Here is a 22,666-nt window from a genome sequence, read left to right as displayed (position 1 = left end):
CTCCTTATAAACTAGTTTGAAATGACTGGATTGATGAGTGTCCCGATATCGCTAATAGATATTTCAATACGGTCCCCAGGTTCAAGTGTAAAATCATTGGGTGGTACGATGCTTGTGCCTGTCAAAAGCACCGTACCGTCAAACAAATCGTTATCCCTAGCCAGAAAGGAAACCAGCTCATCCAGCTTTCGGTTTAATTCACTCGTGCTCGCCTCACTCTTGACAACCACTTCCCCTTCGCGATAGATCTGGCAGACGATGCTGAACGCATACGGATTCTGCACCGTTTCCGCTAGTCGAATGGCCGGACCTATGGAGCAGGAATTGCGCCACATTTTTGCTTGTGGCAGATACAGCGGGTTTTCCCCTTCGATATCACGGCAGCTCATGTCATTGCCAACGATGTATCCCACAATGCTGCCATCCGCGGCAAGCACCAATCCAAGCTCAGGCTCCGGGATCTGCCAATTGGAATCGCTGCGAAGCGTGACTGCCTCATGCGGTCCAACGGTGCGGGCAGCTGTGGATTTAAAAAAGATCTCCGGTCTTTCTGCATCATAAACCTTATCGTAAAAAGTCTTCACATCCAGCTTGCCATCCGTGGCTTCATAATTTCGCGCTTCGCGGCTGCGCTGATATGTTACACCCGCCGCCCATACTTCCGGAGCTTCCAATGGAGTGGTTAGATGCAGGGAAGTCCAATCGTCAGTCAGCTCGTTCAACGGCTTAAGAGCGCTTTCAATAAGTTGGACTGGAGAAATTCCCTGCTCTCTTGCTTGATAGATCAAAGTCATAAAATCGGCTTGCGGCAAACGATACGCTTTTTCATCATCCGTAACGGCTGCCAGCCACTTCTGTTGTCCATCCAGAAATCGAATAATTCTCATTCAAGCTTGCCCCCATTCTCCCCCATCGGGTTGATAATACTACCATAGCACCAGCTATGGTTCATGACGATGCTCTAATCACTCCGACGATTTACCCTTTTCACGCATTCTTTTTCTGTTAAGATGGATCTATATCAGTTGAACTAAAGATGATTTACACGGACACTCCGATGACAGAATAACCTTCCAATCACTGTTATCCCCAGATTTTTTTGATTCCCTCTTCACAAGGGAAAATCCGGTGATAAAGGCGACCGCTTCGCTTTTTCAGGTTTTTTCTGTCCTCTCCGTTTCTGTGTAAATAGTTAGTTCAATTGATATAGACGAAACGGTAAGATGTTGGAATATAGAACATTACGAGGGGGTTGGGTTGCTGTGACCAAGCTTTCAGAAGCCGTGTATTTAGGTCGTCTGCCCGATGTTCGCATGTCTTTTCAATTATTGGGGCTGCATGCACGAAAAGTAGATTCCAACTGGACTTATCCGTCCCATGAGCATTCGATGTATGAAGTCCACTGGATGATGGATGGCCAGATGAACATGGTCGTTAACGGGCAGTCATACAGCCAGTCTGTTGGGGACCTTCTGTTTATCCGTCCTGGTATGACCCATTCCTGCACCGGTGCCGGACCGCAGGGGTTCACTTATTTTTCCGTACATTTCAGCATACACGATACTTCTTTTTGCAGAGAACTCAACCGCTGTAAAGACATCTATTATCCGGCAGATTCCGATCTGGCTATTGGTCTGTCCTCTTCCCTGTCTACACTCTATGATCTGGCCACAGAGCATTTGTTGAGCTCGCTGTCTTCCTCCAAACAAATGAAGGTTCATGCCGCCGTATTTGAACTGCTTGGCTCCCTGGTCGGCCAGTTATCTCAAAAAGCATCTGTTACTTTATCCCGAAAAGAAACCATCGCCCATCAAATTGCCGAGCACATTGAGGATTCCGTAAGATATATCCATCTTCATGGGGAAATTCAGGAGAGCGAGCGAACCTGGATTCAAGACATCGCCAAGTCACTGAACATTAGCCCATCCCAGGTCAATCGCATCTTTCGGCAGATCTACGGCATTGCCCCGCGCAAATTTTTATCCGAAACCCTGTTGAACGAAGCCCAGCGGCTGTTAAAGCAAACAGACCTGAACATTGACCATATTGCGATGATGCTGGGGTATAAAACCAATGCGCATTTCAGCCGTCAGTTCAAGCGGTGGACAGGCATCGCGCCAAGTGAATTTCGCAGCCATTCCCAGCAGGCAACGGCAGCCGATCATCCTGATGATTGACTTTTTAGTGTTCACATGAAATAAGCAGCTGCTGAATGATCAGCAGCTGCTCTGTCTTTACACACGTCGAATCTGTTCAGCCGGTTTATTCTAATGTAAAGGAGGCCAAACTCGCGCCTCCGGCTCCCCTGTAAGTAAAATACAAAGCCTGTCTACCGTCCGGAACGGTAATCTCGGCTGTGTATTTTTTCCAATCATTTGTAAAATGTACCGGAATCACTCCCAGAACAGGACCGTCCCAGGCCGTTTTGACCTCGAAGACTCCATTACAATATCCGCGCACCTTGATCCTAACCTGGCGAATTCCGTTACAATCGAAATATTTAAACCCTGCCGTTGCGGATTCAACCATGTTGGCAATATATCCGGTCTCTTCATCGCCGTCTCTTCCATCCTGAGTAATCTTCGGAAAGCGGCTGTCCAGCCACGCTCCCTGTCCGAAGCCACCTGTATACAGTTGATCATCTTTCGTAAAAAGATTGCAAGCCAGGTAAGCCGAGTACTCCCCTTTTCCTTCAAGAGGTCCCCCATTCAAGCCGAGGGAAGTCATTTCCACTTGAGGAATGCTTCCGTCCTCCTCAAAAGAGATCTTTTCAACGCAGCCCTGACGGTTAAATGCGTCCCCATTGGTGTGGCGGTGATAGAAAATGTACCAGTCCCCGTTTATCTCCACAACGCTGCCATGGTTATTCCCGCCATAATACATCGGCTTGTCAGCTGGTTTATAGGCGTCGATATGAAGATCGCAGTTGCTTACGATAACGCCCTGATATTCAAACCCTTTGTTTGGAAATGTACTGGTGGCATAGCATAATTCATGCATGACGATAGAGGAATAAACCAAGTAGTAGATGTCCCCTCTCTTCCGGATGGAAGGTGCTTCAAAAAATTCATGTCCTTCAAATCCGCTGCCCTTGCTGTATGGTTGGCTAGGAGCTACGAATGCGGGTTCATCCACAATCATCAGCATGTCCGGACCAAGCACCGTCACCATCGCGCCATGTCTCGATTGATCCCCGGGCGCACAGAAGCCGGTATACAGGTATGTATGCTCCCCTTCAGTCAACACGCCGGGATCGAATTGTGGCTCGTCCCCGTCTCTTTCTCCCAGTCGAGTGCCATCGGCATATTTCACGTAACCGTAGAATTCATATTGGCCGGCAGGTGTATCGCATACAGCCACAGAAACAACCGGCACTTTATCCAGCACATAATACAGATAATACCGTCCATCAGGACCTACCGTAACATCTGGCGCATAGAGGCACATACTGGCATCCGGATTCAGCGGATCATCTGTTTTTCGGTAGATCACACCTTCATTTCGCCAATTCCCCAGGTCATTCACTGGGGCCGACCAGCATACATAGTCATTCAAGCAAAAGACATGTCCGTTAAATCGATCATGCGAACCATACACATAAACTCTGCCGTCAAATACATAAGGCTCACTATCAGGAACGTACTCCCAGGATGGAAGGTATGGATTTAACCCCTGTTTCTTCATTCAAGCTGCACTCCTCGCAAAAGTAATTAGGCAATATGATTTGAAAATAAATCCCGTATAATAGAAAACAACTAAAACGCTTACTGACTTTTCAACTCTAATAATAAGGTGAAGACAATGACAAACATTTTTTACGTTGAGTATGACGCTGCACATAACAGCAATTTTGTTTTTGATATTCCCGAAGGGCACAACTGCTGGCTTTTGGTTATTACACAGACTCCTGCTCAGTTCTGGGTAGATGGAAAACTGAAGGATTACCCTCCCCATTGTGCCGTTTTTTTTGAACCGCATCAAAAAGTGTATTATCGGGCTTGTGGAGAGCAATATATTAATGATTGGATTCGTTTTGAAAGCGATGAGCCTTACGTGACCGAAACCTCGCTTCCATTTGGCAAACCTTTTCCTTTGGATGACCCCGAATATTGCCACATGCTATTCCAACTGCTTGTCATAGAGAATTCATTCAAAAAAGATTACAGGGAATCATCCATAGATTGTCTGCTCCGGACCCTGTTCAATAAACTGCTTGAGTCTTACTTTCAAGAAAAGATTAGTCCTCAACACTATAATCTTTTAAAACTTCGGGCGGCCGTCCACAATAATCCCAGCCACCCTTGGACCATATCGGAAATGGCTAAAATCATTAGCATCAGTCCGGGATACCTGCAATTCATTTACAAGAAATTGTTTGGCCTCTCGTGTATGGATGATGTTATTCATAGTCGAATTCGCTTAGCCAAAGAATACCTTCGACATAACCTCTACACGGTTTCAGAGATTGCAGACCGCTGCGGTTACCGTAATGTGGAGCATTTTTGCAGGCAGTTCAAACAAGTGACTGGTTCGACACCAAAGAGATTTCACAAACGGATCGTCGACTTGCCTGTTGGCACAGCCGATTTCGATGGGGTCAACCCTTGATTCCCGTCATCGTAATCCCCTGAATAAAATACTTTTGTCCGATGAAGAAGAGAATCAGCACGGGGATCACTGTAATCAAGGAAACCGCCATCAGCATCTGTATTTGGGAAGAGCCAAAAGAATTCTGAAAGAACTGCAAACCGATAGCCAATGTAAAATTCTCATCGCTATTCAAATAAATTAACGGAGACATGTAGTCATTCCAGTGAAAGGTAATTGACATGAGACCAACCGTAATCAAAGCCGGTTTGATGGCTGGCAGCAGTATTTTGTAATAAATCTGGAAGGCATTTGCACCGTCAATATAGGCGGCTTCATCCAGATCTTTCGGAATGGTTTTGAAGAATTGTCTGAGAAGGAAAATGTTAAATGCTCCTCCCCCAAAAAAGGAGGGAATGATCAGAGGCATCAACGTATCAAGCCAGCCAAGTTTGGTGAACAACAGATACGTAGGAATGAGAGTCACCTGACTGGGGAGCATCATGGTAGCAAGCACGACGGTAAATAACAACCCGCTGTATCTGGATTTGAAGCGTGCAAAGCCAAAGGCTACAAATGAAGCGGAAAGAACCGTTCCAAACGTTGCCAGTCCCGTTACGATTAAGGTATTCCATGTATACCGTGTGAAATCCGCATACTGCCAACCCTGAATGAAATTATCCCACGTAAAAGTTCCCGGGATGATTTTGGGAGGCAGCGTATAGGCTTCCGAGGGGATTTTAAAGGCGGTGGAAAGCATCCATATAAACGGAAAGATAAAAACGACTGCAACAATTGTCAGTATTATATAACTCAAGCTGACTCTGATTCGATCGCTGGTTCTTTTACTTTTATAATAAGCCTCCATGGCTGCACCTCCCAAATTAGTTATCGTAATAAACCCAGTGTCTGGAGGTCCGGTTTACGATTAGAGTGATGAGCATAATAACTAAGAATAATAACCAGGCCAAAGTTGAGGCGTAACCCATCTCGTTATATTTAAATCCGCTGTTATAAATATGCATCATGTAAGTATAGGTGGAGTAACTTGGGCCGCCTTCGGTCAGGATGAAAGGTTGCATAAAGATTTGAAAACCACCGATAATCCCCATGATCAGATTAAAATAAAGCGTAGGCGTTATCAGAGGCAGAGTAATCCGCGTAATTTTCACTAAACTGCTCGCTCCATCCATTTCAGCACTCTCATATAGGGCTTCCGGAATATCTTGCAGCCCCGCAAGTGTAATGATAATGGAATTCCCGATGGTCCAGACCCCCATAATAATAATTGCCGGCATCGCCCATTTGGTATCGCTTAACCAGTTCGGTCCTGTAATGCCGAATAGAGAAAGGAAATAGTTAACGAGTCCGTATTGAGCATTAAAAATCCACCCCCAAAGCAAGGTAACCGCAACGCCGGATGTGATATAAGGGATATAAAAGCTGGTTCGAAAAAAACCAACCCCCTTAATTTTTTGATTAAGCAGAAGAGCAATCAGAAAGGACAAGAGCAAGCTGGCCGGAACGGAAACCAACACAAAATATAGCGTATTCAGCAACGAACGGTAAAATAGCGGGTCCTGTGTAAAGGCTCTGACGATATTATCTAAGCCAATAAATTGACCTGAGCCGGTCATATCCATATTTGTGAAAACCAGAATGATGGAATAAACCATGGGATATAAAGTGAATATTAAAAAGCCCAAAAGCCATGGCGAGATAAAGAGGAAAAATGATTTTTCCTCCCTTTTTTCAATGCTAATGTTTCGAGCCTTCATTCTTTCGCCTCCATAAATGCCTGCATTTGCAAGACCGATTATGATAGAGATGGGGGGACTGCCCCCCCATTGTTAAACAAACCGTACATTGTTCTTCTATTATTTGTTTTGATGGATCGAGTCAAGAGCGGCCTGAATTTGTGAGGTATAGGCTTTAGCGGCTTCCTCAGCCGATTTCCCCTGAACGGTGACCTGCTGCCAGGTCTGCTTGTAAAGATCCCCTGCCTTAGCAATGGAGCCTCCCCAAGGGAAAGTTATGGCATCCTGCAGTCCAGTTACAAAATCCACCATGGAGATATCTGTACCTTCAATTTTCAAGTTGGCAAACGTACTTTCAGCCGATTCTTTCGCCGCAGGAAGATTTACCTTGCTGTACAAATCGCCTACCTCTTTATTCAGGGATACTGTTTTTATATAAGCCCAAGCCGCTTCTTTATTTTTAGAATCTTTATTCATGGCGAAGCCGGTCTGAAATTTAATGTTGACTGTCTTTCCGGACGGATCTTTTGGAGGCATCACAATTCCCCATTTGAAATTTGATCCAATATTTTTGGAAATCGTCGAAGCTTCAAACACACCTAGCGGATACATCGCAGCCTTGCCTGCAGCGAACATTTGATCCATGGGCATGCTCTTGGCAGCAGCATCATCCGGCATTGCTTTTGCGTTCACCAGGTCGCCAAACAATTGGTACCCCTTAAGCGTATTGGGATCATCCAAAGTCTGTTTGGTCCAATCCTCGTTATATGGCATCCCTCCGTATATAAATGGAGCAAAGCTTTGCAAAATCCAGTGGGACACAATACCGTAGACCCGGTTTACTCCTTCACCCGACGAGATCTGTTTGGCTGTTGCCGAAAAATCATCCCAAGTCCAGTCATTTGTTGGATAAGGGATCCCCGCCTTGTCAAAGATGTCTTTATTGTACGCAATCATAAAATCCGAGGCTGTTGTCGGCATACCTTTGCGTGTACCGTCCGGATCAACATATCCTCCGTCAACTCCCTGCGTAAACAAAGCTTCCAGGTCTAATTGATCCTTTTCAATATAAGGGTTTAAATCTTCGAACCATTTAGACCTTAGCCCTTTCCAGTCCGGGGACATCATAATCACATCACCAGCATTTCCCGCAGCGAGAGCTGCATCCAACTTAACATCGATGTTATCTGCCGGGAGCCAAACTTCATGCACCTTCACTTTTGGATAGAGTTTCTTGAAAATTTTAGTTGCTTCCTTCCGGGACTGGAGCTCCTCACCGCCGCCCCACCCGAAAATGGTAAGGTCGCCGGAAATTTCCTGCCCACCCGGATTAGAACTGCCCCCAGGGTTTTCCTCCGCCTGATTACCGTTTCCTCCGCAAGCTGTGAGCGCTGTCATTAATATCCCGATGAATAGAATGGCTGAAAATCTTCTCATATTTATCCTCCTTTGTACTTAGGCCATGGCTAATGTTATAACCCGATGAATGAATTTAACATCCTGACTACATTCGAAAAACGGGGGAGGGGATTACTGATCAATCCTTATTTAATACAAAGATCCTATGACCAACCCAAACCTGAATCTGTCCTAAAATTGCACGGTGAAACTTCCCAGACATCGCATATCGAAACACCACTCCTTCTGCTTTGTTAGCGTTTTCTTTTGTTATTTAAAAGTAAGGTTTCTCACGGTTTGATTCAATGACCTATCCTAAAGAATTATTGATCAATAGTCACATTCAACTATTTGTTGTTACGGGCTGTGGTAAAACTCTTGCAAGAAAAGAAGATGTCTTAGAGGAATGAGACGAACAAAAAAAAGGGACTCGATGTGCTCATCGAATCCCTTTTATTCCATCCTGATTATTTAGATGTAAGACTTACTTTTGCAGCCGTTTGATCCCAATCCACGGTCATTCCCAGTCCTTCAGAGATGAAGCGTACCGGTACAAGTGTGCGACTGTTCTTGATAATGGCTGGTGCATCAATTTCGAGCGTTTCACCATTCACCGTTGCCGTGCTGCTTCCGATCTGGAGCACAAGCGTCTGGTCATTCAGAACGGCTATTACCGTTTTCGCTGTTTTGTCCCACGTTACTTCTGCACCCAAAGCTTCAAGGATGGCGTTCACAGGTACCATAACTCGTCCGTTTTGCTCTAACGGGTCCTGATCCGGGAACGTAATCGCTTGGCCATCCAGGGTTACCGTAATCGCTTTGTCTGTTGTTCCTGTTCCGGTATCCGTACCTGTATCTTCCGAAGTCTCAGGCAGAGGTGTTACTTCACGTCCAAGCTGCTCTTGCAGATTGGCAAGTCGGTTCAGGGCAAACGTCGTCAGCGATCCCGCTGCCATGGAGCCCATACCTCCGCCAAAGTTACCGCCAGGACGTGTCTGGGTATTGCCTGTGCTGGCTGTTGTTCCCGTTCCTGTTGTGCCATCCGGCGGTGTCGTACCATCGGGAGGTGTCATGCCTTCAAAACCTTCCGGAGGCGTCATACCTTCCATGCCCTCTGGCGGTGTCATACCTTCGAATCCTTCTGGTGGTGTACCACCCATGCCACCCATACCGCCTGCTGCATCAGCGTTGGCTGAATATGCGATGTTGGATTCAAACTGCTCTGCTGTGTAGAACTTCGTTGGATCTGCTTCTACATATGGACGAATGATGTCAGCCAGATCTGTGATACGGTCCTGAATGTCTTCCAGATAGTCCGTTAACTCATTGACGTAGCTCAAGTATTTTTCCTTATACTCAGGCACAGCCAGCAGGTTGTTGATCATCGGTACATTTTCCATGCTAATGCCCAGTACTGGCTCGTCCACAGATACGTTCGTTGCGTTGGTGTTGGTCATCGTTGATCCAGTTGTTGTTGTTCCACGTCCGCCTCCACCGGCGTATCCATTAAAAGACATGTTAAAGTCCCAAGGGACAACGGTGAATTTGCCATCTGCGTCGCCGTAGAGCATGTAGTTATGCCCTTTGTCACCGCTATAGCTATCATAGTTGCCAAAGACCATGTTGCCCGCGATATATTTCAGTGCCGAATCCACGTCCAGCACACTCTCGATATCGCCTTTTTCACCTTCAGGCATGTCGTTCAGCGTTTTGATGAAGTTTTTGAGCTTGGTTTTATTCTCGTCCGTACCCAAATCTTCGGTGATGGTGCTGTAGTCACTGCCTTCTGAATACTGCAGATAACTCTTCTCCTCCGTATCGTAGAGGACGCCGTCCTCATAATCTTCGCCGTAATTGCGTTCCAGGTAGCTGTCATCTACTGCTTCGACCCCGGTATAGAAACCAACCAGTTCGCCGTTGATATACAGATTAACGTAGTTCGTCATCGGTACATCCATGCCAATGCTGCGCAGCGCTTCATAATGAAGAACTTCACGCATGTACGATGGATCGGCGTAGTTGTTGTTCAGGACCATTTTATCCAGACCGAGCAGGGTTTGTGTTTTGTCGTATTTATCGAACTTCAGTCTGAAGCTGTAACGGTCGGAATCTTGCATCGAGGCTACGGATTTCAACGTCAGATTACCCTTGGTGGAGAAACCAACGTTATCCAGCTTGTTGCCGTCCACTTCCACACTTACCTTCTTATAATCCTTATCCAGCGGGCTTTCGAGCATGCTCTTCCAGTCTGCATCATCAATCGTAACATTCACATCAATGATGTTGTCCGTTTGGAACAACGATTCATAGGCTTGAGTGACACCTGTGCTGGTAGTTGTATCCTCAGCGGCAAACGCAGCGTTCGGGCTTCCTAGCAAAACAAAAGAAGATGATGTTACCATCGTCACGGACAAGGCCGTTACTGCAACTTTACGTAGTAAACTATTCAAACGATGAATCCTCCTTATTGGTTTCTGTTAAGCAACGTAGGCTTATGAAACCATGGTAGAGGACAAACCTTTAATGAATCTTAAATCAATGATTCACAACAAAAAGTAGCCCATCAGGCTACATAAGTTGAACTATAAATGGTACACCTTATCACTCCGATTACAGTACGGTGTACAATTGAGCTTCAACTTATATAGACGCCTGCCAGGCTACTTGTTCTGATCCTTTATAGCTCGGTAACGGTCACACCTGCTGCTTTGTAGTAGTCCTCATCTACATTGTTTAGAACGTTGGCCTTCATTAGGATGCCGACTCCGGCAAAGAGTCCGATTCCGTTTGTGTTCCCTTCGATTCGGTTATTTTCAATCAACACATTCTCGGGGTTCCCTTCGCCAATATTGCCGGCTCCGGCATCGCCTTTGTCGCGTTCAAGACGCACGCCCCAGTATCCGCTTGCGGTATTGTTACGGATCACATTGCCTCGAATCACCGTACCCGGTCCATTCAACACTTTGATTCCTGCCGCATCTGCAATCGTGGTTGTATTCTCGATGAGGTTATCCTCGATTAGAGTATCGGGGGTGCCCATAGTTACCGAAATGCCGATTTGGCTGTTCCTGATCGTGTTGTCATGAATGTAGTTTCCTTTACCCGACTTGCTGTGATTGCTGGGTGCTGAACCCCCTGTATTGCCAAGTCCAATCCCTGCGCCTGTCAGCACATCCGTAATGACATTGCCGGAGATTTCATTCAAATACTCCAGTTCACCATGAAGATCAATAGCATCCAGCTTGGTTCCGTTAAATGTATTGCCACGCAGCACGTTGTTATGAGCGACAAACTGAATCAACGCTCCATGTCTGAGATAAGGGCCCTCAAACGTACTATCCTCAACCACATTCCATAACGTATCATTGTCAAAACCGAGTCGATCAGTCTTGGCCGTTCCCTGAATGGAAATTCCGTAGCCTGAACCCCCAGGGCCCAGATCTGTTGCATTACGGAATGTTGCATGCTTCACAACGACATCTCGGCTGTGTTCGATGCGGATCGCCATTCGTTTGAATTTCTCCACAATTACGCCGTCGATCGTAATGTCATACGATGGAGCCTCACCATAGTTGGCGATGTGAATTAGGCTATCCGGCCCCCCTGCGGAGGGATTGTTGGATTTGTGATCGGTTGTGTAGCTGCCAGACCAAGATGATGTTATGGTCATATTGGATACGAGAATGCTGTGCTGAGCCGATGCTTTCAGGACCGCGCTGCCCGTCACCTGATCCAGCGATGTCTTGAGCACGGTTCCGCCACTGCTCTCTCCTCTCAGATTCACCCCGGATTTGAGCTTCAGGTTGGTGGTTCCATCCGGCCCGGACAACAAATTGTACACTCCATCAGGCAAAAACACTTCATCACCAGCGTTCGCCTCATCAATAGCAGCCTGTATTGCGGGTCGGTCATCACTCGTATGATCAGCCAGATCTGCTCCGTAATCCCGTACATCAATCGTACGTCCGGTTACAGCATGAGGAGAATGGATAGTATGCGGTGCTCCATCTGTCTCCGTCAGTCCTGGAGCGATAAAGGGCACCGTCCCTTCAGGTGGTTGTGGCTCAATGTATGGAATCAGGGCAACAGGCGTTCCTCCCCCTGCATAAGGGGCATACAGATGCACATCGGTCAGACTCGTGTAAATACTTGAATCAGAATTGCCATGCCCGGTGATCCGTACATAACGTGCAGACGTGTCCGGGATATCAAATGCCTGCATTTCGGTTGTATCCCCACTGCTTTCGCCGCCATATACCTGGGTCCAATGATTCCCGTCAACAGACGTGTCTATCTCAAAGAAGGTCTTTCGGACATCCCCTTTGTAAAAACCAATCCCAACATAGCTCACTTGCTGAACCTGACCCAGATCATACATGATCCATTGCCCCTCTCCGGCAACTGACCAGCGTGTATAACTGTTATTGTCGAGGGTATTGGTCGCCAGGTTGCCGTCGCTACCGCTTGCCGAGACGGAGGCAACAGGCAGGGACGATACCGGAACCGCAAGGGTGGTCATACCGGTTGATAGAGCACTGCTGACGTTGCCGGCTTCATCAATCGCCCTCACTTGAAACGTGTACGATGTTTCGGCTGCAAGTCCGCTGTCACGAAATGACTGCTTACCTTGTTCAGCCAGCATAACTCCATCTCGATAAATCCGGTAGGCAGATACAGCTGTATCATCACTGGCAGCGGGCCATCTCAGTTCTGCAAACTCCGTTCCCCAGTTGCGAATCTCAAGCTCAGCTTCCTGCTGCCATTCTGGCGCGCGCGTGTCGCTTCCATCTTCGATTAATGAGATAACAGATAACTGTGGACGCGGATTGCTCCTTCCGTTGGCTTCCTTGGTGTATACGTTCACGGAAACACCTGTTGATCCCGCATCCGCGAGGAAAAATGCAACCTGATCCGCATCTGGACGACTCTTCAAATAATCGGTTACATCCACTTCATAGACGGCCGGGCTTCCACTACGATCTGCCGTGACCTGGAATGTGCCAAGCAGCGAACTTTCGCTGAGACTTTGGACCGGGGCATTCGACCAGGTTAACGATGATTCGCTCCAGTCTGTTTTATTCAAACCGTAAAGAGACAACTCTGTATCGATATTCGATGTGCCTTTTTTGGCGGCAATCCGTAGTCGATACCGATCTCCTTCGACCTCATTTCCGGTCATGTCAAATTTGAAGTACACATATTTCTTGGTCGATGGCGTGGAAGAAATGCTTAGCAATCCGGTGCTGGAGCCCGTGGCCTGATTGAAATTCAAGTCAGGCTTGCTGCTGTCAATCGCCGCATCGTCGCTTGGCAGCTTGCTGGCGATGACCTTTTCAATCAACGGTTTTTCTTCTTCCTCTTCTTGATCTCCAGGCGAAGTGTCTTCGGGATTGTTTTTGAAAATAATGGGCTCCGTAACGATCCGGTTCTTCACATGTTCATCAAGGAAGGCCCATGCCTCCGCATTGGCAACCTCGGAAGCCGTCCCTGTAAATCCATGGCCCTGACCGGGTACGACTTTCATATCCACAATCGGGACACCCGCCGATTGAAGCTGTCCCGCGAAAGTAACACTGTCGGTATAGGGAATGGTGGCATCAGCATCACCGTGCCGAATCCAGAACGGTGGATCATCCGGTGAAGCATACGTGCCCGGCATGGCAAGTCTGGCCTGCTCCGGAACATCGAACGCACGCTGCCCGCCAAGCAGAGCTGTGACCGAGCTATAGTTATTGGCAAATGTCGTCGTAAAATCAGCAGGTCCGTACCAGTCGGCGACCGCCTGCACTTTGTCGGAATACTCAGGCCATCCGCCAGAACCTTCAAGATCAGGTACATCTACCGTCACCCCTGTATCGAGCTCTACAGTGTCCCCAGCGACCATGTCCCCTGTTGTGCCGAGTAATGCAGCCAGATGGCCGCCCGCTGATGATCCCCAGACGCCGATCCGACTCGGGTCCAGATTGTACTGGGCTGCATGGGCCCGCAAATATCGGATAGCGAGCTTTACATCCTGAATCTGGGCAGGGAAAGGCGCCTCAGGTGTCAGCCGGTAGTCCAGAGATACACCGATATAACCGCGTTTGAGTACATAATTGCATATGGAGTTTAATGCCTGCTTCCTGTCCCCGTGATTCCATCCACCTCCATGGATATAGACCATGACCGGCATCGGTTCAGCTGCCGCTGTCTCGGGAACAGCAATGGATGAATAGATTGCTCGCCCACCAGCCGTGCCAATCTCCACATCCTCGTATAAAGTTACTCCTTGTGGTGGCGTAAACTCCGTATTCTCCTCTCCAGGCGGAACTGGGGATGGGGCAGGCGTTATACCGGGAATAGCCTGACCGTAAATGACAACATTGTCGATATACATGTTGGCCTGCATGGCATCTCCTGTTCGAAAACGAATTTTCACTGTGCTGTTATTGTTCGCTTCCGAACCCAGCGTCCAGTTTTTCAACGTATTTCCTTGCTTGTTCTTCACATCAGGAGTGCCTTGGGGAAGTTCAAATGTCTCCAGCGTTGCCCAGGAACTGCCTCCGTCCTTCGACCATTCGATAATGATGCTTCCGCTGATATAGGACGAGGCGCGAGTGTAGTAGTTCAGCCGGATATTTCCGTATCCAGTCAGATCAAGCGGCAGTGCGATTGCATCGGTTCCGTCAATTTTGATCATGTTGGGCAGCGAGGGGGCGGTTGTGGAAGATGACGTTTTGGCCTTGCTCCCTCCTTCTCCTTCCTGAAGCCAGGGGGCTCTCAGTGCAATTCCGCCTGTAGAGCCAAAGTTGTCCGGATCATCAAAGTTTTCCGCGTAAATCTCCAACTCTGGGCCCTCCGGATCCGGGATATTTTCTTCCTGCGTACTATTTAAAATAGAATGAGGAACAGCGTCTTCGATCGCCCGGACTTCATGCACGGGAACGGTAATACCGCTAATGAGTATGACAGACATGGCAACAAGTACAACCCGCTTCTTCCACGTTTTGAACACGTCATTCACTTGCATCCCCTCCGTATTCAGCTGACTTGCCACTCCGATGACAGAACAACCTTCCGATCGCTGTTATCGTGTAAAATGTATAGTTCAACTTAAATCGTTAGCGACGCGGTGCGGACACGCCTTCACCCTTATTGAATTTCTCGGTGGCTTCTTTGATTGCCTGATCGCCGCCTTTGGATTTCCATTCCTCTACCACTTTCGGCCAATCGGAGATCGGCTCCTTACCATAAACCATCTTGATCATGTGTGTGAGCAATACCTGAGGAGGTGTATCCGAATTGGGAGCAATCTCGGGATTCTGTACAAAAGCTTCCAAACGCGGATCAAAGTTGATGCCATCCCGACCTTCTTTGGCTAAGATGGTATCGTAAATATTCATCAGCGTTCTGCCTTCTTCTGTCAGCGATAACGAGCCTTTATTGTACGTTGTGTCCTGTACGAACCATAAGAACGACTGACGGTAACGCTCTTCGTCTACACCAGCGGAGTCTGTTGGAGCTGTGTATGAAATCACGCCATTATCCTCTGTGTAGGTCTCTCCTTCTGTGCCGTATGTGAAAAACTTCTCCGCTTCGTCAGACACCATCCAGTTGAAGAAACGGATAATGGAAGCCGGATCAGCCGCATCCTTATTAATAAAGTAGGCACGTGTCACCGGACCGTACAAATAATAACCGCCCTTTCCGTCCGGGCCGACAGGGGAAGGGATAATCTCGATTTTGGCATCGGGAACCGACGCTTTAATCTGCTTCTCCCATTGGATCAGTTCGTTGGCATTCATGGACCACATGCCCGCCTTGCCCGAGAGAATCGTATTTTTGAATACGGTGGAATTGATGGTCGCGAACTCTTTGTTGATCAGCCCTTCCTCGTACATCGTCTTATAGACCGTTAGGGCTTGCTGCATATTCTCGTTATCCATAAATTTAGGAACAACCTGGTCGCCCTGCTGCTCCATCATGGACAGGAATTGCTGTACGTCATAGGCACCGAAAAAGGTATCCGCATATTTGAAATCCTCACGCCCCATATACGGATTCTCCACGCCGAGCTTCTTAAAGGCGCGCAAAACGTCCATAGTCTCCTCAACCGTCGTGGGCACCGGCAGTCCCGTTTGATCCAGCAGATCCTTGCGAATCCAGGTTGCCCGGCGGGATGGATTGGATAAATATTCAGGGATAGCATAGATATGGCCGTCATGAGTTACCTGGTCCCAGGCTTCCTTCGGCACGGTTTTGAGCAAATCTTGCCCGTACTGCTGCAGCAGTTCATCCAGCGGCTGAAATACTCCAGCTTCGACCGAGCCTGCCATCTCTTTGCCGTTGACGCCGCCGTCACCCTGCACCACGTCAGGAATATCATTGGTGGCAAACATCTGGACCATTTTCTGTTCATATTCCTTATGGGGGACCAGGACAATTTTCAGATCGGTATTCGTCAGATCCTCCAGTTTTTTCACCCATTGATCCTTGTTAATGTCTGGTGACTTCTCCACATACGTATACGCCAGCGTACGGAGTGAAATGGAGAATTTCGTTTTGCCGTCTCCCCCGCCTTCACCGGATGCCGCTCCGCTGCCTTTGTTGCACCCGGTCATAACAGCTGCTGCCAGCAATAGCGCCATGCCTGAGACCATCCACTTTTTCATGCTACCCCTCTTTTCATCCTGATTTAGGTACCACTCGTTGGTGAAGCGCTTTCAAATAGATGTTAAAACATCCCCACCGCCTGCAACAATGGGGATGTTTTAGATGAGATTGCGTTTTCTTTAGGTCCGCACTCCCTAGTACGTCTTGGATACCTCGATCTTCTTCGTTACACCGTTGTCGGTAAAATAGAGATGGATGCCGTGATCCTGGTCATCGATGAAATAGGGGACATACTTCGGCTCCTCGATTTTATATGGTACAAGCAGTGTTACAATTCTGTGGCTTGAGGCCGGCCGCGTTTCTGCGGTCAGATGATAATGTCTTTCCAGCCCTTCGTACTCTGCCGGGTCCACCTCTGCGAATTGATCCGTCTGGCTGAGCGCCAGCTCACCGGAGGAAGCATATACAAACGTGCCCTCAAGCCCCGCCATATTCCCGTTCAGACGGAAGCTCTGCCCTTTCAGCTGTAGCGGGTGCAGTGCATGGAACAGCCATTGAACGCTGTCCGGCTTCTCCAGGTCAATGTGGTCCACAATGACGAAGTAGGATGATTGCAGAAAATGAATCTCCCGTACAACACGCTTCACATGAGGTACGGTGCTGGCATATGCATCGGTCGCTACCGCGCGCACATAACCATCGCCGTCCCGCCAATAGGCCTCTTCGATCTGCCCGGTGGCGGCCATATTCAGCACCTTGTTGTTCTCAGCATACTGCCCTGCTCCACCAATCAGCAGGTTGTTTTTGGAACGTGTCTGCCTGCGCCATTCCCGGTGAAAGGAGCTGCCGTGCGCGATATAATAGCCTGTATCCGCCGCAAGCGGCTCACCGAATGCGTGCAGGGTAAAGCTGTTCTGATCCGCATGACTGTGGCTGATGGAGCCATAACGGCTCGACTTGAGCAGCAGCATAACATGCTCATCCGGATCGTCCATCCGGTGATGCATGGCTACCCATCCCACATCACGGAACCACTTCAGCGGCTCGATGTCCACAGGCGACTCTTCCTCCACCTGCGGATAATCGTGGCGGTATACCAGATCGTCAAAGCTAAAGTCCCACCAACCGTAGTTATAAAAAGCTCCCTCTGTTCCCGGATCGGATTGGCGTACACGCTCAAAGTACCACTGGTACCAGCGGTTGCCTGTAACACCTGCCAGTTGGCGGACAAGATAGCCTGTTTTCAAGTTTACCGGGTCACCCAGCGTAGACTGATCTCCAAAGCTGGCGCGCCGTGCATCGGGCGGGTACACGTAGAGTGGAAAATCCCCAGTACGCTGGAAGAACGGCCGACGAAAGAAATCGATGCCAGCATAGTTTCGTAACAAATTCATCGCTTCTGTCACGTAGGCCATACCTGTTGTCCAGTACATCGGGCCTTCAGCCCAACCTCCATCACTTCCTCCCCAAGGGGAGTACAGACAGGCATAATAATCGATCGCATAATCCAGCCACACTGCAGCCTGCTGATGCTCATGCAACAAGGCCATACAGCAGGGCACAAGCACGGAAGACAATGAACGCACCGCATGGCTGTCATAAGGCACATGATGGATCTTCGAGCGAACCATCACATGCTGGGCTACCTGTTCTGTCCGCCGCAGCAAACTGCGCCTTACCATCTCTTGCTCTTCACTGTTCAACTCATCATGCAGCCAGTCATAACCCCAAGCAAGCGCAGCGGCAACCCGAAAGGCCGCCTCATCGTTATAATCACGAGAGGTCGTTCCCTCTGTATCCCAAGCCGCCACATGCAATAACCAGGTTTTCGCTGCTCCAAGCAACCGTTCGTCACGTAGCACCCGCCCCGCGATGCTGAGATGTCGAATCGCATATAACGTTTCCTGACAATCAATATACATTTGCCTCCAGAGCGCGGCGACACGTTTGTTCTCCGGGTAAGGCAGCGGTTCAAGAATTGGTTCGCGGTTGGCCCATGGCTCCACGGAATTTGCCATAAATACATCCCAGCCGCAATATGTAGCATCTGTCGCAATGGCATCCGCAAGTGCCTGCAGCCCGCTCTCTCCGAGCCATAACCGGGGGTGAGACGTGTCTGTGGAAATGTACCGCTGCGCCCGGGAAGGTAGCGGTGTCTCGGGTAATCCCGCTGGCACAGTGAACTGCCGCACCTCACTCCAAGCCGACATTTCCCCTTGCTTCCTTTGCGAGGCATGCCCTTTGGCTTCACTCCCTTGCTTCCCCTGAGAGACATATGCTTCGGCTTCGCCCACTTGCTGCACTGGTTGATCTACAAGCAGCGCATATCGCCAATAGTACTCCCCAGGTTCAAACACCCGGTCCGGCGTGAAAAAGTTATACGGGAGCGGCGCAAAGGTCATCGTCTCTCCTTCCTGAAAAGAAGACCCCACCGATACTTGCAGCATATAGGCATTCTCGTCTTCTTGCTGTGCCGCCATCCAGGTAAACCTCGGCGGATTTTCTCCTAGAACGGTGTGCTCGTCAGGCGCATAGTCCACATGGAACGGCCCGCTGATTGGTTGGTACAACGGTCTTTCTGCAAGCTTCCGCTTCACTTCCATCGTATCGTTCCCTCCTTATCGCAATGGTGTAGCATCAACGCATGTACATTCCGCCATTAATTTCAATCGTTTCTCCGGTTATAAAAGCACCCAGCTCGGAACACAGGTACAGCGCCGCTCCTGCGACATCATCGGGAGTCCCTTCCCGTCCAAGCGGAATGCTGCTTACCGCAGAAGATCGGCCTTCCGCCGAGGTGAACGTAGCATGGAATGCCGTTTGCCCGATGAAGCCCGGTGAAAGGGCATTGACCGTAATCCCGCCAGGAGCCAGTTCTTTGGCAAGCCCTTTGGTTAACGCAATGACCGCCGCCTTGGAAGCTGCGTAAATCGCTGCACCCGGGCCGCCCCCGTTATGAGCCGCTACCGAGGTAAGATTGATAATTCGGCCGCCTCCAGCTGCCTTCATGCCAGGGATGACCGCTTTGGAGACAAATACGGCGCTCTTCAGATTGACATCCATAATCCGGCTGTAAAGCTCCTCGCTCATCGTTTCAATAGGACTCCGTTCCACCAGATGCCCCGCATTATTAATCAACAGATCAATCGGACCGCCGAAGCGGAGCGTGATATCCCCAACCATCGATTCTATGGCATTCGTATCCGTCACATCCGCCCGAAATGCCGCTGCTTCACCGCCAGCATCCCGGATCGCGGCCACAACCTCCTCCGCCCGATCCATATTATGCAGGCCATTGACAGCCACCTTTGCTCCGCAGCGCGCCAATGCCCCTGCAATGGCAGCACCAATTCCTCCGCTGGAGCCGGTAACCAGCGCAATTTTGTTGTGCAAGTTGATATTCATGTTCGATCTTCCTCCCTGATATAGGTTCAATTAAATCCGTTTACTATGCTGATCAGCCGGAAGCGCCATCGTAATGGTCGTTCCCAAGCCTTGCTCACTCTCAATCATCAAGCCATACGTTTCTCCAAATACCAGCTGAATCCGGCGATGGACATTCATGAGTCCGATGCCTCCGCGATGGTAGACATCATCGGAATCTTCGCCTGCCAGACGATTCAATTCCAGACGGTCACGCAGCTTCTCTAGGCGTTCCTCGCTCATGCCCATGCCGTTATCCTGGACGATGACAAGAAAGCGATCTTCCAAGCGCCGAGCATCGATGCGGATAAAGTGACCGGGCTCCATGCCTCGCGGAAACGCATGTTGTAACACATTTTCCACCAATGGCTGAAGGGTGAGTCGAACCATTTTTTCCAGCAACAGATCCGGCGCAATGATGACCTCAACTTCAAGCTCCCGATCCATGCGATGTTTCATGATGGAAAGGTAGGCCAGCACATGCTTAAGCTCGTTCGCAACCGTAATTTCCTCCAGATTGGTCTGAATGGAATACCGGAGCATATGAGCCATGGATTCCACCATCTGTGCAATTTCTTCGGAGTCCTGTACGACGGCATAACATTTGATCGTTTCCAGGGTGTTGTAGAGAAAATGCGGATTGATCTGCAATTGAAGCGCCTGAAATTCCGCACGGTGCCGTTCCAGCGCCTCCTGCTGAAGCTCGATTTCCGACTTCTGGCGGCGCAGCTCCGACTCGTATACACTCTCAATCATGTCCGACAGACGGCTGACCATCAGATTATAGCTGCGGATCAGCACACCAATTTCATCGCGCCTTTCCTTCATCTCCACCTTGTTCCAGATTCCCTTCTCCGTCTGTCTCATTCCGTTCATCAGCACACGAATAGGTTCCACCTGAGATGCTCCGATCCGGTAGGCCACAACAAGTGCAGCGAGCAAGGTTCCTGCACCAACCCATAAGGTGGCCGAACGAATCGTTGCAATCGGTCTTTGCAGCTCCGACAGCGGCACGGAAGCGACAAAGCGCCATCCCGAATATGCAGAAAGCTCCGATATGAGCAGCCGTTTAGTGCCATCCGTGTTCTGTTCCAGTGATCCTGCCTCCATGTGCATAAGCCTGTTCACCGTGCTGGACGGCATCGCTGTCTGCGCCTCTTCGTCCCCGGGTGTGTAGATTACCGTTCCGTTCTGATCCATCACATACTGATACCCACCTTGACCGAGGTCGAGTTCTCCCCATATTTTGTCAAGCTCCAGCACATTTACTTCCATCGCCAGTACTCCGTTGGGCGTATAGGAGGACACTCCTCTGATCCGGCGCGCGATCGTAATCACATTGGCGCTCTGTCCACTGCGAATACTGCGGGTAAGCAGCGTCGATTCGCCATTTGCAGGGGTTGCAGCCAGCAGCTCCTTATATTGCTGTGCCGCGTCGATATCCGGTATGCCGGCTGAATTCTGATTGTCATCAATCACAACACGCCCGTTATCCCCGATAACATATAGAAACTTGATCTGTGGGTATAACATAAAAACAGGCGGAAACACGTTCGTCTTAATCTGACGGCTGTACTCGTAATAGGCATAACTGTCCTCCGAATTCATATCGAGGAAATGCTTCACACTTCCGTTCGAGAGAATGGAGTATGTCGCACGATCATAATTTTGCAAATACAGATCGGTCTGGTACGCCGTATTGCGCATCGTTTGGGCGATGTTGTCCGCGAGCTGGTCGTTCATTTCAGTCGAGGCATAGGTATAGGTGAACAAGCCAATGGCGGACAGGGACAACGTAATCACGACGGCAAAATGAATGAACAGGCTGATGGACAGGCTGCGCTTCATCATTCGATGCCCAACTTGCTGCGGTATTCGGACGGTGTCAGTCCGGTTATTTTCTTGAATGTCTTGGTAAAATGGGGATGATCCGCATACCCCACTTCGTAGGATATATCCGTAATCCGGTTGCCCGGCTGCTCCAGCATGCGTTTAGCCAGTTCCATTTTGCTGCGTATCCGGTATTGAATAAAAGTCTGACCTGTCGTTTGCTTAAACAGCTGGCTGAAGTAGGACGGGTTAAGGCCCAGCTTGGCTGCAATCTCGTCCAGTGACACTTCGCGGCGCAAGTGCTTCTCCAGATAGGCTTTTGCTTCTTCCACCGGATGCTTGCGCTTGCCGCTGCGCCGCTCCTTGATCGTCTTCATTAATATGTGGATCTCATTGCCCAGAGCCTCGAAGCACTCTTTTGAGGAAGCGCTTTCATTTATCTTGCAGGATGTACTCATTGTTCCGTTGCCACGTGCGTTCATGCGGGCCACAATCAATTCCAGCAATTCCTGAAAAAGCTCCGCTGTCTGCTCAGGCATCAAGGAATATGCCGGATAACGACCAGACCATGCTGCGAGCAGCTCCGTCACATCGGACTGCCGTAACTCCCATATAGCCTCTTCCAGACGCATCGCCCAATCATTCAGCTCTCTCACGGGTACAAGGGATACCGCAGGTTTATCTTCTTCGATGGCCAGCAACTTGAGCAGCAGTTCATGCAGCTCCTGTCGTCCCACAGGCTTCAGCAGATATCGCTTTACTCCATAATCCACACAAGCTCTTGCATATTCAAAGTCCGAATAACCGGAAACCACAATAATGCGCATCGTACTTCCTTGCTCGGATAAACGTCGGCACAGCTCAATACCATCCATCGTTGGCATGCGGATATCCGTAAACAGGATGTGCGGCCGAAAGGCCTCTACCACCTGGAGGGCCTCTTCCCCATGCGCAGCCTGCCGAATCTCACAGTCGAACAGTCCCGCTTGTTTGATCATCTTCGCCAGACCCATCCGAATCATCGGTTCATCGTCCGTAATCAAGATTCTGAACATCGCTATTCCCCCGTTTCCGTCAGA

Annotated in this window: 14 protein-coding genes; 2 read left to right on the top strand and 12 right to left on the bottom strand. The window is 49.2% G+C overall.

Features of this window, described 5'->3' with window-relative positions; translation table 11 throughout:
* Positions 1 to 11: 11 nt before the first annotated feature.
* Complete coding sequence (locus BMY78_RS01065) at positions 12 to 887, bottom strand: fumarylacetoacetate hydrolase family protein (protein ID WP_090893827.1); 876 nt, start codon at positions 885 to 887, stop codon at positions 12 to 14.
* A 375-nt stretch (positions 888 to 1,262) separates the two neighbouring features.
* On the opposite strand from BMY78_RS01065, the gene BMY78_RS01060 reads away from it, so the two are divergent.
* On the top strand, positions 1,263 to 2,177 hold the full coding sequence (locus BMY78_RS01060) for an AraC family transcriptional regulator (protein WP_090893825.1): 915 nt from the start codon (positions 1,263 to 1,265) through the stop codon (positions 2,175 to 2,177).
* A gap of 85 nt (positions 2,178 to 2,262) precedes the next feature.
* Here BMY78_RS01060 and BMY78_RS01055 read toward each other — a convergent pair whose 3' ends face one another.
* Positions 2,263 to 3,684, bottom strand: coding sequence for a family 43 glycosylhydrolase (locus tag BMY78_RS01055; protein WP_090893823.1), 1,422 nt, complete (start codon positions 3,682 to 3,684; stop codon positions 2,263 to 2,265).
* 117 nt (positions 3,685 to 3,801) lie between these two features.
* On the opposite strand from BMY78_RS01055, the gene BMY78_RS01050 reads away from it, so the two are divergent.
* Positions 3,802 to 4,608, top strand: a complete 807-nt coding sequence (locus BMY78_RS01050; RefSeq protein ID WP_090893821.1) for a helix-turn-helix domain-containing protein — start codon at positions 3,802 to 3,804, stop codon at positions 4,606 to 4,608.
* Here the strand turns inward: BMY78_RS01050 and BMY78_RS01045 are convergent.
* From BMY78_RS01045 to BMY78_RS01000, 10 genes are all read right to left on the bottom strand, one after another.
* Positions 4,598 to 5,455 (bottom strand): carbohydrate ABC transporter permease, encoded by an 858-nt coding sequence (locus BMY78_RS01045; protein ID WP_256221911.1) that lies wholly within the window; start codon positions 5,453 to 5,455, stop codon positions 4,598 to 4,600. The two genes, BMY78_RS01050 and BMY78_RS01045, sit on opposite strands and share 11 nt — an antisense overlap.
* A 16-nt stretch (positions 5,456 to 5,471) precedes the next feature.
* Positions 5,472 to 6,365, bottom strand: coding sequence for a carbohydrate ABC transporter permease (locus tag BMY78_RS01040; RefSeq protein ID WP_090893817.1), 894 nt, complete (start codon positions 6,363 to 6,365; stop codon positions 5,472 to 5,474).
* Between the two features lie 99 nt (positions 6,366 to 6,464).
* Entirely contained in the window at positions 6,465 to 7,781 is a 1,317-nt protein-coding gene (locus BMY78_RS01035) for an ABC transporter substrate-binding protein (protein ID WP_090893815.1), read from the bottom strand.
* A 428-nt stretch (positions 7,782 to 8,209) separates the two neighbouring features.
* Positions 8,210 to 10,192, bottom strand: coding sequence for a CotH kinase family protein (locus BMY78_RS01030; protein ID WP_090893813.1), 1,983 nt, complete (start codon positions 10,190 to 10,192; stop codon positions 8,210 to 8,212).
* A gap of 227 nt (positions 10,193 to 10,419) precedes the next feature.
* The gene (locus BMY78_RS01025) at positions 10,420 to 14,751 is read right to left on the bottom strand and encodes an alpha/beta hydrolase fold domain-containing protein (protein WP_256221910.1); all 4,332 of its coding nucleotides are present in this window, start codon (positions 14,749 to 14,751) and stop codon (positions 10,420 to 10,422) included.
* 91 nt (positions 14,752 to 14,842) lie between these two features.
* On the bottom strand, positions 14,843 to 16,393 hold the full coding sequence (locus BMY78_RS01020) for an extracellular solute-binding protein (protein ID WP_177185622.1): 1,551 nt from the start codon (positions 16,391 to 16,393) through the stop codon (positions 14,843 to 14,845).
* 135 nt (positions 16,394 to 16,528) lie between these two features.
* Complete coding sequence (locus BMY78_RS01015; RefSeq protein ID WP_090893809.1) at positions 16,529 to 18,937, bottom strand: DUF4962 domain-containing protein; 2,409 nt, start codon at positions 18,935 to 18,937, stop codon at positions 16,529 to 16,531.
* Between the two features lie 34 nt (positions 18,938 to 18,971).
* Positions 18,972 to 19,739: an SDR family NAD(P)-dependent oxidoreductase gene (locus BMY78_RS01010; protein WP_090893807.1), complete on the bottom strand. Its 768-nt coding sequence runs from the start codon at positions 19,737 to 19,739 to the stop codon at positions 18,972 to 18,974.
* 30 nt (positions 19,740 to 19,769) lie between these two features.
* Positions 19,770 to 21,608, bottom strand: coding sequence for a cache domain-containing sensor histidine kinase (locus BMY78_RS01005; protein WP_090893805.1), 1,839 nt, complete (start codon positions 21,606 to 21,608; stop codon positions 19,770 to 19,772).
* On the bottom strand, positions 21,605 to 22,642 hold the full coding sequence (locus BMY78_RS01000; RefSeq protein WP_090893802.1) for a response regulator transcription factor: 1,038 nt from the start codon (positions 22,640 to 22,642) through the stop codon (positions 21,605 to 21,607). Before BMY78_RS01000 ends, BMY78_RS01005 begins: the two co-directional genes overlap by 4 nt.
* Positions 22,643 to 22,666 lie beyond the last annotated feature (24 nt).

The sequence above is a fragment of the Paenibacillus sp. OK076 genome (genome assembly GCF_900110055.1).
GTDB lineage: Bacteria > Bacillota > Bacilli > Paenibacillales > Paenibacillaceae > Paenibacillus.
The sequence above is the reverse complement of the archived record's forward strand: the minus strand, read 5'-3'. Positions and strand labels throughout refer to the sequence as shown.

Coding starts and splice junctions, on each gene's coding strand:
- BMY78_RS01065 (WP_090893827.1), bottom strand. CDS start 887: ATGAGAATTATTCGATTTCTGGATGGACAACAGAAGTGGCTGGCAGCC.
- BMY78_RS01055 (WP_090893823.1), bottom strand. CDS start 3,684: ATGAAGAAACAGGGGTTAAATCCATACCTTCCATCCTGGGAGTACGTT.
- BMY78_RS01050 (WP_090893821.1), top strand. CDS start 3,802: ATGACAAACATTTTTTACGTTGAGTATGACGCTGCACATAACAGCAAT.
- BMY78_RS01045 (WP_256221911.1), bottom strand. CDS start 5,455: ATGGAGGCTTATTATAAAAGTAAAAGAACCAGCGATCGAATCAGAGTC.
- BMY78_RS01040 (WP_090893817.1), bottom strand. CDS start 6,365: ATGAAGGCTCGAAACATTAGCATTGAAAAAAGGGAGGAAAAATCATTT.
- BMY78_RS01035 (WP_090893815.1), bottom strand. CDS start 7,781: ATGAGAAGATTTTCAGCCATTCTATTCATCGGGATATTAATGACAGCG.
- BMY78_RS01025 (WP_256221910.1), bottom strand. CDS start 14,751: ATGCAAGTGAATGACGTGTTCAAAACGTGGAAGAAGCGGGTTGTACTT.
- BMY78_RS01020 (WP_177185622.1), bottom strand. CDS start 16,393: ATGAAAAAGTGGATGGTCTCAGGCATGGCGCTATTGCTGGCAGCAGCT.
- BMY78_RS01015 (WP_090893809.1), bottom strand. CDS start 18,937: ATGGAAGTGAAGCGGAAGCTTGCAGAAAGACCGTTGTACCAACCAATC.
- BMY78_RS01010 (WP_090893807.1), bottom strand. CDS start 19,739: ATGAATATCAACTTGCACAACAAAATTGCGCTGGTTACCGGCTCCAGC.
- BMY78_RS01005 (WP_090893805.1), bottom strand. CDS start 21,608: ATGATGAAGCGCAGCCTGTCCATCAGCCTGTTCATTCATTTTGCCGTC.
- BMY78_RS01000 (WP_090893802.1), bottom strand. CDS start 22,642: ATGTTCAGAATCTTGATTACGGACGATGAACCGATGATTCGGATGGGT.